The 14,734-nt window shown below is 69.6% G+C and carries 14 protein-coding genes; 12 read left to right on the top strand and 2 right to left on the bottom strand.

Features of this window, described 5'->3' with window-relative positions; genetic code table 11:
- Positions 1-5: 5 nt before the first annotated feature.
- Both IF02_RS0128755 and IF02_RS0128750 read right to left on the bottom strand, forming a co-directional pair.
- A complete protein-coding gene (locus tag IF02_RS0128755) occupies positions 6-314 on the bottom strand; it encodes a hypothetical protein (RefSeq protein ID WP_030162009.1) in 309 nt (102 codons plus the stop codon).
- Between the two features lie 202 nt (positions 315-516).
- Positions 517-1,353 (bottom strand): C40 family peptidase, encoded by an 837-nt coding sequence (locus IF02_RS0128750; RefSeq protein WP_030162008.1) that lies wholly within the window; start codon positions 1,351-1,353, stop codon positions 517-519.
- A gap of 803 nt (positions 1,354-2,156) precedes the next feature.
- Between IF02_RS0128750 and IF02_RS0128745 the strand changes: the two genes are divergently transcribed.
- From IF02_RS0128745 to nuoL, 12 genes are read left to right on the top strand one after another with little or no spacing between them, the layout of a single operon-like run.
- Positions 2,157-2,516 carry an NADH-quinone oxidoreductase subunit A gene (locus IF02_RS0128745; protein ID WP_030028256.1) on the top strand — a complete coding sequence of 120 codons (360 nt, stop codon included), beginning with the start codon at positions 2,157-2,159 and terminating at the stop codon, positions 2,514-2,516.
- Between the two features lie 15 nt (positions 2,517-2,531).
- A complete protein-coding gene (locus tag IF02_RS0128740; protein ID WP_030162005.1) occupies positions 2,532-3,086 on the top strand; it encodes a NuoB/complex I 20 kDa subunit family protein in 555 nt (184 codons plus the stop codon).
- Positions 3,083-3,802, top strand: a complete 720-nt coding sequence (locus IF02_RS0128735) for an NADH-quinone oxidoreductase subunit C (protein WP_030162004.1) — start codon at positions 3,083-3,085, stop codon at positions 3,800-3,802. Before IF02_RS0128740 ends, IF02_RS0128735 begins: the two co-directional genes overlap by 4 nt.
- A complete protein-coding gene (locus IF02_RS0128730; protein ID WP_030162003.1) occupies positions 3,802-5,157 on the top strand; it encodes an NADH-quinone oxidoreductase subunit D in 1,356 nt (451 codons plus the stop codon). Before IF02_RS0128735 ends, IF02_RS0128730 begins: the two co-directional genes overlap by 1 nt.
- Complete coding sequence (gene nuoE, locus IF02_RS0128725) at positions 5,154-5,900, top strand: NADH-quinone oxidoreductase subunit NuoE (RefSeq protein ID WP_030162002.1); 747 nt, start codon at positions 5,154-5,156, stop codon at positions 5,898-5,900. Before IF02_RS0128730 ends, nuoE begins: the two co-directional genes overlap by 4 nt.
- Entirely contained in the window at positions 5,900-7,246 is a 1,347-nt protein-coding gene (nuoF, locus tag IF02_RS0128720; RefSeq protein ID WP_030162001.1) for an NADH-quinone oxidoreductase subunit NuoF, read from the top strand. Before nuoE ends, nuoF begins: the two co-directional genes overlap by 1 nt.
- Complete coding sequence (locus IF02_RS0128715; RefSeq protein WP_030162000.1) at positions 7,243-9,750, top strand: NADH-quinone oxidoreductase subunit G; 2,508 nt, start codon at positions 7,243-7,245, stop codon at positions 9,748-9,750. Before nuoF ends, IF02_RS0128715 begins: the two co-directional genes overlap by 4 nt.
- Entirely contained in the window at positions 9,747-11,117 is a 1,371-nt protein-coding gene (gene nuoH, locus IF02_RS0128710; protein WP_030161997.1) for an NADH-quinone oxidoreductase subunit NuoH, read from the top strand. Before IF02_RS0128715 ends, nuoH begins: the two co-directional genes overlap by 4 nt.
- Complete coding sequence (nuoI, locus tag IF02_RS0128705; protein WP_030161995.1) at positions 11,110-11,724, top strand: NADH-quinone oxidoreductase subunit NuoI; 615 nt, start codon at positions 11,110-11,112, stop codon at positions 11,722-11,724. The genes nuoH and nuoI overlap by 8 nt, the downstream gene beginning before the upstream one ends.
- The gene (locus IF02_RS0128700) at positions 11,721-12,530 is read left to right on the top strand and encodes an NADH-quinone oxidoreductase subunit J (protein ID WP_030161992.1); all 810 of its coding nucleotides are present in this window, start codon (positions 11,721-11,723) and stop codon (positions 12,528-12,530) included. The genes nuoI and IF02_RS0128700 overlap by 4 nt, the downstream gene beginning before the upstream one ends.
- Positions 12,527-12,826 (top strand): NADH-quinone oxidoreductase subunit NuoK, encoded by a 300-nt coding sequence (gene nuoK, locus IF02_RS0128695; protein ID WP_030161991.1) that lies wholly within the window; start codon positions 12,527-12,529, stop codon positions 12,824-12,826. The genes IF02_RS0128700 and nuoK overlap by 4 nt, the downstream gene beginning before the upstream one ends.
- 12 nt (positions 12,827-12,838) lie before the next feature.
- On the top strand, positions 12,839-14,734 hold the full coding sequence (gene nuoL, locus IF02_RS0128690; protein WP_030161989.1) for an NADH-quinone oxidoreductase subunit L: 1,896 nt from the start codon (positions 12,839-12,841) through the stop codon (positions 14,732-14,734).

Below are 14,734 nucleotides of genomic sequence, written 5' to 3'. Positions count from 1 at the left end.
GAGTCCTACGGAGCGGGTCGGGCCGGGTTTGCTCCGGTTCGGCCCGCTTCGTCGTCTTCGGGCGCACCGGGCTCTGCGCCGTGGACCGTCCGTACGCAGCGGGCCACCAGCACCGCGCCCCACAGCAGCAGCGCGAAGGCAACGGCCCAGCCGAGCCCCAGGATGACGGGATGTCCGGGTTTGTGCCACGGGCGGGTGGTGTTCAGCAGCCAGCCGCCGACGGCCAGCAGGAAGAGCCCGGCGGCGGCGGGTACAGGGGTGGGGTCAGGGGTGGGGTCGGCGGTGCCGTCGAGTTCCTCGTACGCGTCGGTCATCACGGTCCGCCACCTCCTGGCCTGATTCGGGCGCTGTGTCCTGCCATCCTCTCAGGGCGCCGGCGAACGCGGAAAGGGCCGGCACTCCGCCCCCGAGCGGGGGAGTGCCGGCCCTCGGGCCGTACTGGACGCGCCGGGACGCGCTGAGAGGGGCTCAGGAGCCCCTGGGGAGCCTCAGGGTCCTCGGGGGACGTCAGGGAGCTCAGAGGACGCGGCGGGCGCCCGTCGGCGGGTCGTAGCTCAGGGAGCGCTCGACGACGCCGGTGCCGGTGTTCTGCGCGCCGACGAACTTGCCGCCGCCGACGTAGATGGCGACGTGGTAGGCGCTGCCGCTGGGGCCCCAGTACAGGATGTCGCCCGGCTGGAGGGCGCTCAGGGAGACCGAGGAGCCCTTCGTGGACTGGTCCTGGGACACGCGCGGCAGGGAGATGCCGGCCTGGCGGTAGGCGGCCTGGACGAGGCCGGAGCAGTCGAAGGAGTACGGGCCGGTACCGCCCGAGATGTACGCCTTGCCGACCTGCGCGCGGGCGAAGTTGACGACCGCGGCGGCGGAGCCGGTCGCCGGGGCGGTGACGGTGCCCGAGCCCTGCTCGCCGGAGTCCGCGGAGGCGGAGGCGTTCTGCAGCGAGGTGCGGGAGGAGCTGCGGGTGGCGCGCTCGGCCTCGGCCTTGCGGTCCGCCTCCTCCTTCGCCTTCTTCTCGGCGTCGGCCTTCTGGGCGTCTTCCTTGGCCTTCTTGGCCTCGGCGGCAGCGCCCGTACGGGCCTGCTCCTCCTGGGTGCGCAGCTCACCGGTGACGGCGGCGGCGGCCGTGTTCTCGGCGGCGGTGGTGACGGCGGAGGAGACGTCGGCGGCCAGATCCAGGTTCAGGACCGGCATTTCGAGCGTCGTCTCGGTCACGGGCTCGGACGGGGACGCGCTCGCCGTGCCGGCCATCGCCAGGGTGCTGAGGACGCCACCGGCAACTCCGGCGCGGACCGCGAGCTTCGAGGCGCTGCGACGGGGCTTCCGGTGGCTGGGTATGTGAGCGGTGTGGGACATGAGGACAACCGCTATCAGGGGGCCCGGGTTCCCTTCAAGAAACGTGGTCTGCGCCACAGTTGTCCGCGAACCGGGCTAACCGGGCGCGCCGCGCGTCTTATTGACGCCGTAACGGACGTATCGGACACGCCGTCACAAGGCTGTGATCAAGGGGTTTCCGCAATAAGTCCGAATTGATCCACGACCTACCATCCCTGCGGACAGATGGCCAAGCCCGCTTTCGGAACCAAGAATTCGGAGTGGCGCAGGTCACAGAACCGTCTCACTGTGAGGGCTCTGTGGTCCGTCCGTGATCCGTCCGTGAACTTCCCGTGGGGCGCCGCCCCCGGCGGGCCGGCCGCCCGGGCCCGCCGCTCGTGAACGCGCGCACGCGTCCCGCCCCTCTTTTCGTCCGTCCACTCCCGTCCCCGGGGCCTCCCCCGGCCGGGCGACGGCGATTTCCTTTACCGTGCAAGGCTTGATCTCGCAAATTTGCCTGCACCCGCCATCGTTTGATAGTGCCATCACCCTTCTACCTGCGGTAACGGGGTCGGATGTCACCTTTGGTGATCATGTGGATGCTTCGCGTATGAAGATCACAGCTCATCGGACTTCATGATCGTTCGTCAGGTGGTGGAGATCACAAACTCGTTGTTGTTACCCGTGTCGCAGATCACAGACCACCGGGCATAAGATGCGCAGCAGTCCGGCTTGTGAACTGCCTCACATGCGATCTCGTCGAGTTGGGCGATCTTCGCGGGGCGGCTCGCTCGGCGCCGGCACAGCGGTCCAACGGTCAAGGACGACTGGAAGGAGCGAGGAGCGTGAATGCGTACGCGCCCATCCTCGTGCTCGGCGCCCTCGGCGCAGGGTTTGCGATCTTCTCCGTGGTCATGGCCACGCTGATCGGCCCAAAACGGTACAACCGGGCGAAGCTCGAGGCGTACGAGTGCGGCATCGAGCCGACGCCCACGCCGGCCGGTGGCGGTCGCTTCCCCATCAAGTACTACCTGACGGCGATGCTCTTCATCGTCTTCGACATCGAAGTTGTCTTCCTCTACCCCTGGGCCGTCACCTTCGACTCCCTGGGGATCTTCGGGCTCGTCGAGATGCTGCTCTTCGTGCTCACCGTCTTCGTCGCCTACGCCTACGTGTGGCGCCGCGGCGGCCTGGAATGGGACTGAGGGGCTGAATTTCCCATGGGACTGGAAGAGAAGCTGCCGAGCGGCTTTCTGCTGACCACCGTCGAACAGGCCGCGGGCTGGGTGCGCAAGTCATCCGTGTTCCCCGCGACCTTCGGCCTGGCCTGCTGCGCCATCGAGATGATGACCACCGGAGCGGGCCGGTACGACCTGGCCCGCTTCGGCATGGAGGTCTTCCGCGGATCCCCGCGCCAGGCCGATCTGATGATCGTGGCCGGGCGGGTCAGCCAGAAGATGGCGCCGGTGCTGCGGCAGGTGTACGACCAGATGCCCGCTCCCAAATGGGTCATCTCCATGGGGGTTTGCGCATCTTCAGGCGGAATGTTCAATAACTACGCGATTGTCCAGGGTGTCGACCACATCGTCCCGGTGGACATCTATCTCCCCGGCTGCCCGCCGCGCCCCGAGATGCTGATGGACGCGATCCTCAAGCTCCACCAGAAGATCCAGGGCGGAAAGCTCGGCGTGAACCGGGAAGAGGCGGCGCGAGAGGCGGAGGAGGCGGCCCTCAAGGCCCTCCCCACGATCGAGATGAAGGGGCTGCTCCGGTGAGCGAGACCCAAGAGCCGGAGAACGGCAGCAACGTCCCTGCGCCGCGCGCCCAGGGCCCCGAGGTCATCGGCGTCCGCAAGGGCATGTTCGGTGCCGCGGGCGGCGGCGACACCAGCGGCTACGGCGGCCTCGTCCGCACCGTGGCCATGCCCGGCGCGAGCCACCGCCCGTACGGTTCCTACTTCGACGAGGTCGTCGACGAGCTCGAAGGGGCCCTGGAGGAGCAGGACCTGCTCCCGGAGAACGCGATCGAGAAGGTCGTCGTCGACCGGGGCGAGCTGACGCTCCACATCGCCCGCGAGCACCTCGTCCGCGTCGCGAAGACCCTGCGCGACGACCCGGCCCTGCGCTTCGAGCTCTGCACCGGGGTCTGCGGCGTCCACTTCCCCGACGACAAGAGCCGCGAGCTGCACGCCGTCTACCACCTGCGCTCGATCACCCACGGCCGCGTGGTGCGCGTGGAGGTCTCGGTCGCGGACGCCGACCCGCACGTTCCGTCACTCGTCTCCGTCTATCCGACGAACGACTGGCACGAGCGCGAGACGTACGACTTCTTCGGCCTGGTCTTCGACGGGCACCCGGCGCTCACCCGGATCATGATGCCGGACGACTGGCAGGGCTTCCCGCAGCGCAAGGACTACCCGCTCGGCGGCATCCCCATCGAGTACAAGGGCGCCCAGATCCCGGCTCCCGACCAGCGGAGGTCGTACAGCTGATGTCCCCCACCTCGAACCACGCGGAAAACGGCGCCTCCTCGAACCACGCGGCCTCCCGGGAGACCACCGAAGGCACCGTCTACACCGTCACCGGCGGCGACTGGGACGAGATCGTCCAGTCCGCGGCGAAGGCCGACGACGAGCGGATCGTCGTCAACATGGGCCCGCAGCACCCGTCCACCCACGGCGTGCTCCGGCTGATCCTGGAGATCGACGGCGAGACGGTCACCGAGGCCCGCTGCGGCATCGGCTACCTGCACACCGGCATCGAGAAGAACCTCGAATTCCGGAACTGGACGCAGGGCACCACCTTCGTGACGCGCATGGACTACCTGACGCCGTTCTTCAACGAGACGGCGTACTGCCTCGGCGTCGAGAAGCTGCTCGGCATCACCGACCAGATCCCGGACCGCGCCACCGTCATCCGCGTCCTGCTGATGGAGCTCAACCGGCTCTCCTCCCACCTGGTGTGCATCGCCACCGGCGGCATGGAGCTGGGCGCGACCACGATCATGATCTACGGGTTCCGGGACCGCGAGCTGATCCTCGACATCTTCGAGCTGATCACCGGCCTGCGCATGAACCACGCGTTCGTCCGCCCCGGCGGCCTCGCCCAGGACCTGCCCCCGGGCGCCGTGGACCAGCTGCGCGACTTCCTCAAGACCATGAAGAAGAACCTGCCGGAGTACGACAAGCTCGCCACCGGCAACCCCATCTTCAAGGCCCGCATGCAGGACGTCGGCTACCTCGACCTCACCGGCTGCATGGCGCTGGGCGCCACCGGCCCGATCCTGCGCTCCGCCGGCCTGCCGCACGACCTGCGCAAGTCGGACCCGTACTGCGGGTACGAGACCTACGAGTTCGACGTGCCGACCACCGAGAGCTGCGACTCGTACGGGCGGTTCCTGATCCGCCTGGAGGAGATGCGCCAGTCCCTGCGGATCGTCGAACAGTGCCTGGAGCGGCTGGAGCCGGGCCCGGTCATGGTCGCCGACAAGAAGATCGCCTGGCCGGCGCAGCTCGCGATGGGACCGGACGGCCTCGGCAACTCGCTCGACCACATCAAGAACATCATGGGCACCTCCATGGAGGCCCTCATCCACCACTTCAAGCTGGTGACCGAGGGCTTCCGGGTACCGGCCGGACAGGCGTACGCGGCGGTCGAATCCCCCAAGGGCGAGCTCGGCGTCCACGTCGTCTCCGACGGCGGCACCCGCCCCTACCGGGTCCACTTCCGCGACCCGTCCTTCACCAACCTGCAGGCCATGGCAGCGATGTGCGAGGGCGGCCAGGTCGCCGACGTCATCGTCGCCGTCGCCTCCATCGACCCCGTGATGGGAGGCGTCGACCGATGACCGACGTCCAACTGGGGATGCCGCAGCTTCCCGCCCCCGATTTCCCGGCCGACGTACGCGCCCGGCTCGAAGCGGACGCGAAGGAGGTCGTCGCCCGCTACCCCGACAGCCGCTCCGCGCTGCTGCCGCTGCTGCACCTGACCCAGGCGGAAGAGGGATTCGTCTCGCGCACCGGCATCCGGTTCTGCGCCGAGGTGCTGGGCCTGACCACCGCCGAGGTCACCGCCGTGGCCACCTTCTACACGATGTACCGGCGCAAGGCCTCGGGCGACTACCAGGTCGGCGTCTGCACGAACACCCTGTGCGCGGTCATGGGCGGCGACGCGATCTTCGACGAGCTCAAGCAGCACCTCGGGGTCGGCAACAACGAGACCACCCCGGACGGCAAGGTCACGCTGGAGCACATCGAGTGCAACGCGGCCTGCGACTACGCCCCCGTGGTGATGGTCAACTGGGAGTTCTTCGACAACCAGACCCCCGAGTCCGCCAAGGCCATGGTCGACGACCTGATCGCCGGCCGGCCCGTCGCGCCGACCCGGGGCGCGCCGCTGTGCACGTACAAGGAGACGGCCCGGATCCTGGCGGGCTTCCCGGACGAGCGCGAGGGCGCGGTCGAGGCGAGCGGCGGCGCCGGCCCCGCCTCCCTGATCGGGCTGCGCATCGCGCGCGGCGAGACCCCGCAGCTCGGCAAGGTCGTGCACCCGCGTGGTGAGGCTTCTGCTGCCACCGAGGAGGGGGAGTGATGACGGTGACTGCCGAAATGCATGAGAACGGCGCCCCGGAGAAGCTGCTGGCGCCCGTGCTGTCGGCCTTCTGGGACGAGCCGCAGTCGTGGACGCTGGACACCTACCGGCGCCACGAGGGGTACGAGGGCCTGCGCAAGGCGCTCGCGATGACCCCGGACGACCTCATCGCATACGTGAAGGACTCCGGTCTGCGCGGCCGCGGCGGCGCGGGCTTCCCCACCGGAATGAAGTGGCAGTTCATCCCGCAGGGCGACGGAAAGCCGCACTACCTCGTCGTGAACGCGGACGAGTCGGAGCCGGGAACCTGCAAGGACATCCCCCTTCTCTTCGCCAACCCGCACTCCCTCATCGAGGGAATGATCATTGCCTGCTACGCGATCCGGTCGGAGCACGCCTTCATCTACCTGCGCGGCGAGGTCGTGCCGGTCCTGCGGCGCCTGCACGAGGCGGTGCGCGAGGCGTACGAGGCCGGATACCTCGGGGAGGACATCCTCGGGAGCGGACTGAAGCTCGACATCACGGTGCACGCGGGGGCGGGCGCGTACATCTGCGGTGAGGAGACGGCACTCCTCGACTCCCTCGAAGGCCGGCGCGGTCAGCCCCGGCTGCGTCCCCCCTTCCCTGCCGTCGAGGGGCTCTACGCGTGCCCCACTGTCGTCAACAACGTGGAGTCCATCGCCTCGGTTCCCGCGATCCTGAACCGGGGCAAGGACTGGTTCAAGTCGATGGGCACCGAGAAGTCCCCCGGCTTCACCCTGTACTCGCTCTCCGGGCACGTCGCCGGCCCCGGCCAGTACGAGGCCCCGCTCGGCATCACCCTGCGCCAGCTGCTCGACATGAGCGGCGGGATGCGCCCCGGGCACCGGCTGAAGTTCTGGACCCCGGGCGGCTCGTCCACCCCCATGTTCACGGACGAGCACCTGGACGTCCCGCTGGACTACGAGGGCGTCGGCGCGGCCGGCTCCATGCTCGGCACCAAGGCTCTCCAGTGCTTCGACGAGACGACCTGCGTGGTGCGGGCCGTCACCCGCTGGACCGAGTTCTACGCCCACGAGTCCTGCGGCAAGTGCACTCCCTGCCGCGAAGGCACGTACTGGCTGGTCCAGTTGCTCCGCGACATCGAGGCCGGCAAGGGCGTCATGTCCGACCTCGACAAGCTGAACGACATCGCCGACAACATCAACGGCAAGTCGTTCTGCGCCCTCGGAGACGGCGCCGCCAGCCCGATCTTCTCCTCGCTCAAGTACTTCCGCGAGGAGTACGAGCAGCACATCACGGGCAAGGGCTGCCCCTTCGACCCCAAGAAGTCGACCCTCTGGGCTGACACGGAGGTGAACGCATGACCGTCACCACTAATGCTCCGACCGGTGGCGGAGAGGCTGCCGTACCACCCGAGGACCTGGTCTCCCTGACCATCGACGGCATCGAACTGTCGGTGCCCAAGGGGACCCTGGTCATCCGGGCCGCCGAGCAGATCGGCATCGAGATCCCCCGGTTCTGCGACCACCCCCTCCTCGACCCGGTCGGCGCCTGCCGCCAGTGCATCGTCGAGGTCGAGGGCCAGCGCAAGCCGATGGCCTCCTGCACCATCACCTGCACCGACGGCATGGTCGTCAAGACGCAGCTGACCTCCCCGGTCGCCGAGAAGTCCCAGCGCGGGGTGATGGAGCTGCTGCTCATCAACCACCCGCTGGACTGCCCGGTCTGCGACAAGGGCGGCGAGTGCCCGCTGCAGAACCAGGCGATGTCCCACGGGCAGAGCGACTCGCGTTTCGAGGGCAAGAAGCGCACGTACGAGAAGCCGGTCCCGGTCTCCACCCAGGTGCTGCTGGACCGCGAGCGGTGCGTCCTGTGCGCGCGCTGCACCCGCTTCTCCAACCAGGTCGCCGGGGACCCGATGATCGAGCTCCTGGAGCGCGGAGCGCTCCAGCAGGTCGGCATCGGCGAAGGCGACCCCTTCGAGTCGTACTTCTCCGGCAACACCATCCAGATCTGCCCCGTCGGCGCCCTCACCTCGGCCGCCTACCGGTTCCGCTCCCGCCCGTTCGACCTCGTCTCCTCCCCGAGCGTGTGCGAGCACTGCGCGGGCGGCTGCGCGACCCGGACCGACCACCGCCGCGGCAAGGTGCTGCGCCGGATGGCCGCCGAGGACCCCGAGGTCAACGAGGAGTGGATCTGCGACAAGGGCCGCTTCGGGTTCCGCTACGCGCAGCGCCCCGACCGCCTCACCACCCCGCTGGTGCGCGGTACGGACGGGGTCCTCGCCCCGGCCAGCTGGCCCGAGGCCCTGGAGGCCGCGGCCGCCGGGCTCGCCGCCGCGCGCGGCCGGGCCGGGGTGCTGACCGGCGGGCGGCTCACCGTCGAGGACGCCTACGCGTACGCCAAGTTCGCCCGCGTCGTCCTCGACACCAACGACATCGACTTCCGGGCCCGGATCCACAGCGCGGAGGAGGCCGAGTTCCTGGCCGCCACCGTGGCCGGCACCGGCAAGGACCTCGACGGCCGCGGTGTGACGTACGCGAAGCTGGAGGCGGCGCCCGCCGTCCTGCTCGCAGGCATCGAGTCCGAGGAGGAGGCCCCCGGAGTCTTCCTGCGGCTGCGCAAGGCCCACCGCAAGCACAAGCAGCGGACCTTCGCCCTGGCCCCGTTCGCGACCCGCGGCCTGGAGAAGGCGGGCGGCACCCTGCTGGCCGCCGCCCCCGGCACCGAACCCGAGTGGCTCGCCGCCCTGGCCTCCCGGACCGGCCTGGAGGCCGGCGGGGCCGGGGCCGCCGACGCGCTGCGGCAGGCCGGCGCGGTCATCGTCGTCGGGGAGCGCCTGGCCGGCGTGCCCGGCGCGCTGACCGCCGCCGTACGGGCCGCCGCCGCCACCGGAGCGCAGCTCGTGTGGATCCCGCGCCGGGCCGGGGAGCGGGCCGCCGTCGAGGCGGGCGCCCTGCCGTCGCTGCTGCCGGGGGCCCGTCCGGCCACCGACCCGCGGGCCCGCGACGAGGTCGCCACCGCCTGGGGGCTGGACGAACTCCCGCACCGCTACGGCCGCGACACCGGCCAGATCGTCGAAGCAGCCGCCGGGCGCGAGCTCTCCGCCCTGCTGGTCGCGGGCGTCGAGGTCGCCGACCTGCCGGACCCGGCCCGGGCGCTGGTCGCCCTCCAGGAGGCCTTCGTGGTCTCGCTGGAACTGCGGCCCGGCCAGGTCACCGACCACGCGGACGTGGTCTTCCCGGTCGCGGCCGTCGCCGAGAAGGCCGGAGCGTTCATCAACTGGGAGGGCAGGGTCCGGCCGTTCGAGGCCGCCCTGAAGCCCGACCAGATGACCCGCCGGCTCGCCCCCGCCGACGCCCGCGTGCTGCACATGCTGGCCGACGCGGCCGACCGGCCGATCGCGCTGCCCGACGTACACGCCGTACGCCGCGAGCTCGACGCGCTCGGCCCGTGGGCCGGGGAGCGCGCCGCCGAGCACTCCGCGGACACCGCGCCGCTGCCCCGCCCCGGAGCGGGCGAGGCGGTCCTCGCGGGCCACCGGCTCCTGCTCGACCTGGGCCGGCTCCAGGAGGGCGACGACGCCTTGGCCGGCACCCGGCACGAGGCGGCCGCCCGGCTGTCGGCCGCCACGGCCGCCGAGACCGGAGTCAAGGACGGCGACGTCCTCGCGGTGACCGGCCCGGCCGGCTCCGCGGAACTCCCGCTGCGGATCACCGAGATGCCCGACCGGGTGGTCTGGCTCCCGCTGAACTCCACCGGGCACGGCGTCCTCGCCGACACCGGGGCCCACCCGGGCACTCTCGTACGGATCGGTCCGGCGACGCCGGCCGACGGCAGCGGCACCCCTGCGGAGGTGGGCGCGTGAACGCGGTACAGCTCGCGGCCGAGGACCTCTCCCTGTTCGGCAGGGACGTCTGGTGGCTCGTCGTCGTCAAGGCGGTGTTCTGCTTCGCCTTCCTGATGGTGACCGTGCTCTTCTCCATCGTGTGGGAGCGCAAGGTCGTCGCCTGGATGCAGCTGCGCATCGGCCCCAACCGGCACGGCCCCTGGGGCATGCTCCAGTCGCTCGCCGACGGCGTGAAGCTGATGCTCAAGGAAGACCTCATCGTCAAGCGGGCCGACAAGGTGGTGTACGTCCTGGCCCCGATCATCGCGGCGATCCCGGCCTTCATGGCCATCGCGGTGATCCCGTTCGGCCCGGCCGACGACGAGGTCTCGATCTTCGGCCAGCGCACCACGATGCAGCTCACCGACCTGCCGATCGCGATGCTCTACATCCTCGCGGTCGCCTCGGTCGGCATCTACGGCATCGTCCTCGCGGGCTGGTCCTCGGGCTCGACGTACCCGCTGCTCGGCGGCCTGCGCTCCTGCGCGCAGATGATCTCGTACGAGATCGCGATGGGCGCGGCCTTCGCCTCGGTCTTCCTCTACTCCGGGTCGATGTCGACCTCGGCGATCGTGGAGGCGCAGGCGGACCGCTGGTACATCGTGCTGCTGCCGGTCTCGTTCATCATCTACGTCATCACGATGGTCGGCGAGACGAACCGCGCGCCGTTCGACATGCCGGAGTCCGAGGGCGACCTCGTCGGCGGCTTCAACACCGAGTACTCCTCCATCAAGTTCGCGCTGTTCATGCTGGCCGAGTACGTCAACATGGTCACCGTCTCGGCGGTCTCGGTCACCCTCTTCCTCGGCGGCTGGCGGGCCCCGTACCCGATCAGCCACTTCTGGGAGGGCGCGAACCACGGCTGGTGGCCGATGCTCTGGTTCGTCATCAAGGTCCAGCTACTGCTCTTCTTCTTCATCTGGCTGCGCGGCACGCTGCCCCGCGTGCGCTACGACCAGCTGATGAAGCTCGGCTGGAAGGTCCTGATCCCGGTCTCCGTGGTCTGGCTGATGCTGGTCGCGACCGTCCGGGCGCTGCGCAACGAGAGTTACGACTTCTCGGAGATCGTCCTGTACGTCGGCGGCGCGGTCGTCGCGATCCTGCTGCTGTCCTTCGTCGCGGACCTCTTCCGCGACCGGAAGGAGAAGGCGGCCGCCGAGCAGGCCGGCGAGGCCGCCGGGGCCGAGCCGTTCGACCCGCTGGCGGGCGGGTTCCCCGTACCGCCCAAGCCCGGCCAGCACCTGGCACCCGTACCGCGCAGGCGGCCTCGCAGTGAGCGGGAGCTGATTGTCAGTGGCGGGACGAATACTGACAGTGACCGAGAGGAGGGTGCTGAGAATGTCTGACAAGTCTGATGCCGAACAGGGCGAGAAGTGGCAGAACCCGGTGGCCGGCTTCGGCGTGACCTTCAAGGCCATGTTCAAGAAGCGCCTCACCGAGCAGTACCCGGAGCAGCAGAAGACCACCGCTCCGCGCTTCCACGGACGGCACCAGCTGAACCGGCACCCGGACGGCCTGGAGAAGTGCATCGGCTGCGAGCTGTGCGCCTGGGCCTGCCCCGCCGACGCCATCTACGTGGAGGGCGCGGACAACACCGAGGAGGAGCGCTACTCCCCGGGCGAGCGGTACGGGCGGGTCTACCAGATCAACTACGCCCGCTGCATCCTGTGCGGGCTGTGCATCGAGGCCTGCCCGACGCGGGCGCTGACGATGACGAACGAGTTCGAACTGGCCGACTCCAGCCGCGAATCGCTCATCTACACCAAGGAGCAGCTGCTCGCGGGCCTGACCGAGGGCATGGTGGAGTCGCCGCACTCGATCTTCCCGGGCACGGACGAGCAGGACTACTACCGCGGGCTGGTGACGGGGGCGGCTCCGGGGACGGTCCGGCAGGTGGCCGTCTCCAAGGGCGAGACCGCGGCCTCGCCCGATGCCGAGGAGGTGCAGGCATGAGCGCCCTCGCAGCGGCCACCTCGACCTCCACGGGCGAGGCGGTCCAGTTCTGGGTCCTCGGTACCGTCGCCGTCATCGGCGCGCTGTCCACGATCCTGATGAAGAAGGCCGTGCACAGTGCGCTGAGCCTGGCCGGGACGATGATCATTCTGGCGGTCTTCTACCTCGCCAACGGGGCGTACTTTCTGGGCGTGGTCCAGGTCATCGTCTACACCGGCGCGATCATGATGCTCTTCCTCTTCGTGGTCATGCTCGTCGGCGTCACCGCCGCCGACTCGCTGAAGGAGACCCTCAAGGGGCAGCGCTGGATGGCCGTCCTGTGCGGGCTCGGCTTCGGCGTCCTGCTGATCGCGGGCCTCGCCAACGCCAAGCTCACCCACTTCAACGGGCTCGGCCGGATCAACTCCGCCGGAAACGTGGAGGGGCTGGCCGCGCTGATCTTCACCAAGTACGTGTTCGCCTTCGAGATCACCGGCGCGCTGCTGATCACGGCCGCCGTCGGTGCGATGGTCCTCACCCACCGCGAGCGCACCGAGCGGGCCGCCACCCAGCGCGAGCTCGCCGAGCGCCGCGTGCGCGAGGGCGTCCAGCTCCCGCCGCTGCCCGCGCCCGGCGTCTACGCCCGGCACAACGCGGTGGACGTCGCCGGCCTGCTGCCGGACGGCACCCCGTCCGAGCTGACCGTCAACAAGACGCTGCGCGCCCGCGGCCAGATCCGGGACGTGTCCAGCGAGGCGCTGAACGACCTGAAGGCGCTGGAGCAGGCGTCCGCGGAGCGCCTCGGCCGTGAGGAGGCATCGAAGTGAATCCGGTCAACTACCTCTACCTGGCCGCCCTGCTGTTCACCATCGGCGCGGCCGGAGTACTCATCCGGAAGAACGCGATCGTGCTGTTCATGTGCATCGAGCTCATGCTCAACGCCTGCAACCTCGCGTTCGTCGCCTTCTCCCGGATGCACGGCAACCTCGACGGCCAGATCATCGCCTTCTTCACGATGGTCGTCGCCGCCGCGGAGGTCGTGGTGGGCCTCGCGATCATCGTGTCGCTCTTCCGTACCCGCCACTCGGCCTCGGTCGACGACGCCAGCCTGATGAAGCTGTAAGGGGCGCTCACAGTGGAGAATCTGATTGGGCTGCTGATCGCGGCGCCCCTGCTCGGAGCGGCGGTGCTGCTGTGCGGCGGCCGGCGCCTCGACAAGGCCGGCCACTGGCTCGGCACCCTGCTCGCCGCCGCCTCCTTCGGCATCGGCGTGGCCCTGTTCACCGACATGCTCGGACGCGGCGCCGACGACCGGACCCTGTACCAGAAGCTGTACACCTGGATCCCGGTCGAGAGCTTCCAGGCGGACGTCGCCTTCCAGCTGGACCAGCTGTCGATGACGTTCGTCCTGCTGATCACCGGAGTGGGCACGCTCATCCACGTGTACTCGATCGGGTACATGGAGCACGACGAGCGCCGCCGCCGCTTCTTCGGCTACCTGAACCTGTTCCTCGCGGCGATGCTGCTGCTCGTCCTCGCCGACAACTACCTGCTGCTGTACGTCGGGTGGGAGGGCGTGGGCCTCGCCTCGTACCTGCTCATCGGCTTCTGGCAGCACAAGCCCAGCGCGGCGACCGCCGCGAAGAAGGCCTTCCTGGTCAACCGGGTCGGCGACATGGGCCTGTCGATCGCGATCATGCTGCTGTTCACCACCTTCGGGACCTTCACCTTCGGCCCGGTCTTCGCCTCGGTGGGCAACGCCACGGAGGGGAAGCTGACGGCGGTCGCCCTGATGCTGCTGCTCGCCGCGTGCGGCAAGTCGGCCCAGGTGCCGCTCCAGTCCTGGCTCGGTGACGCGATGGAGGGCCCGACCCCGGTCTCGGCCCTGATCCACGCGGCGACGATGGTGACGGCGGGCGTGTACCTCATCACCCGCTCCGGGGCGATCTTCAACGCCGCGCCGGACGCGCAGACCGCGGTCGTCGTGGTCGGCGGGGTCACGCTCCTCTTCGGTGCGATCGTCGGTTGCGCGAAGGACGACATCAAGAAGGCCCTCGCCGGCTCGACGATGTCGCAGATCGGGTACATGATCCTGGCCGCGGGCCTCGGCCCCATCGGCTACGCCTTCGCGATCATGCACCTCGTGACGCACGGCTTCTTCAAGGCCGGCCTCTTCCTCGGCGCGGGTTCCGTGATGCACGGGATGAACGACGAGGTGGACATGCGGCGCTACGGCGGCCTGCGCAAGTTCATGCCGATCACCTTCGTCACCTTCGGCCTCGGCTACCTCGCCATCATCGGCTTCCCGGGCCTGTCGGGCTTCTGGTCCAAGGACAAGATCATCGAGGCGGCGTTCGCGAAGGGCGGCACCGAGGGCTGGATCCTCGGCGCGGTCACCCTGCTGGGCGCGGCCATCACCGCGTTCTACATGACCCGCGTGATGCTGCTGACCTTCTTCGGCGAGAAGCGCTGGCAGCCGGACGCCGAGGGCCACGAGCCGCACCCGCACGAGTCCCCGAAGTCCATGACCCTCCCGATGGTCGTCCTGGCCTTCGGATCGGTCTTCGCCGGTGCCCTCTTCAGCTTCAACGAGTCCTTCGTGAAGTGGCTGGAGCCCGTCACCTCCTTCGAACACGGGAACCCGCCGATCGGAGCCGCCGCCATCACCGCCTCGACGGTGGTGGTCCTGCTCATCGGCGTGGGCCTCGCCTACGTCCAGTACGGCAGGAAGCCCGTCCCGGTCGTCGCCCCGCGCGCCAGCTGGGTCACCCGCGCGGCGCGCAAGGACCTGTACCAGGACGACTTCAACCACGTCGTGCTGGTGCGCGGCGGCGAGCACCTGACCCGCTCGCTCGTGTACGTCGACCACAGCCTGGTCGACGGGGTGGTCAACGGGACGGCCGCCTCGGTCGGCGGGGCCTCGGGCCGGCTGCGCAAGCTGCAGAACGGCTACGCCCGCAGCTACGCGGTCTCGATGTTCGGGGGCACGGCGATCCTCATCGCCGCGACCCTGCTGATGAGGGCGGTGTGA

The organism is Streptomyces sp. NRRL S-244, assembly GCF_000717915.1.
Classification (GTDB): Bacteria; Actinomycetota; Actinomycetes; order Streptomycetales; family Streptomycetaceae; genus Streptomyces.
The sequence above is the reverse complement of the archived record's forward strand: the minus strand, read 5'-3'. Positions and strand labels throughout refer to the sequence as shown.

Excerpts from the sequence above, each read along its gene's own strand:
- nuoE (WP_030162002.1), top strand. The coding sequence starts at position 5,154 with ATGACCGACGTCCAACTGGGGATGCCGCAGCTTCCCGCCCCCGATTTC.
- nuoF (WP_030162001.1), top strand. The coding sequence starts at position 5,900 with ATGACGGTGACTGCCGAAATGCATGAGAACGGCGCCCCGGAGAAGCTG.
- IF02_RS0128700 (WP_030161992.1), top strand. The coding sequence starts at position 11,721 with ATGAGCGCCCTCGCAGCGGCCACCTCGACCTCCACGGGCGAGGCGGTC.
- IF02_RS0128740 (WP_030162005.1), top strand. The coding sequence starts at position 2,532 with ATGGGACTGGAAGAGAAGCTGCCGAGCGGCTTTCTGCTGACCACCGTC.
- IF02_RS0128730 (WP_030162003.1), top strand. The coding sequence starts at position 3,802 with ATGTCCCCCACCTCGAACCACGCGGAAAACGGCGCCTCCTCGAACCAC.
- IF02_RS0128750 (WP_030162008.1), bottom strand. The coding sequence starts at position 1,353 with ATGTCCCACACCGCTCACATACCCAGCCACCGGAAGCCCCGTCGCAGC.
- IF02_RS0128715 (WP_030162000.1), top strand. The coding sequence starts at position 7,243 with ATGACCGTCACCACTAATGCTCCGACCGGTGGCGGAGAGGCTGCCGTA.
- IF02_RS0128755 (WP_030162009.1), bottom strand. The coding sequence starts at position 314 with ATGACCGACGCGTACGAGGAACTCGACGGCACCGCCGACCCCACCCCT.
- nuoI (WP_030161995.1), top strand. The coding sequence starts at position 11,110 with ATGTCTGACAAGTCTGATGCCGAACAGGGCGAGAAGTGGCAGAACCCG.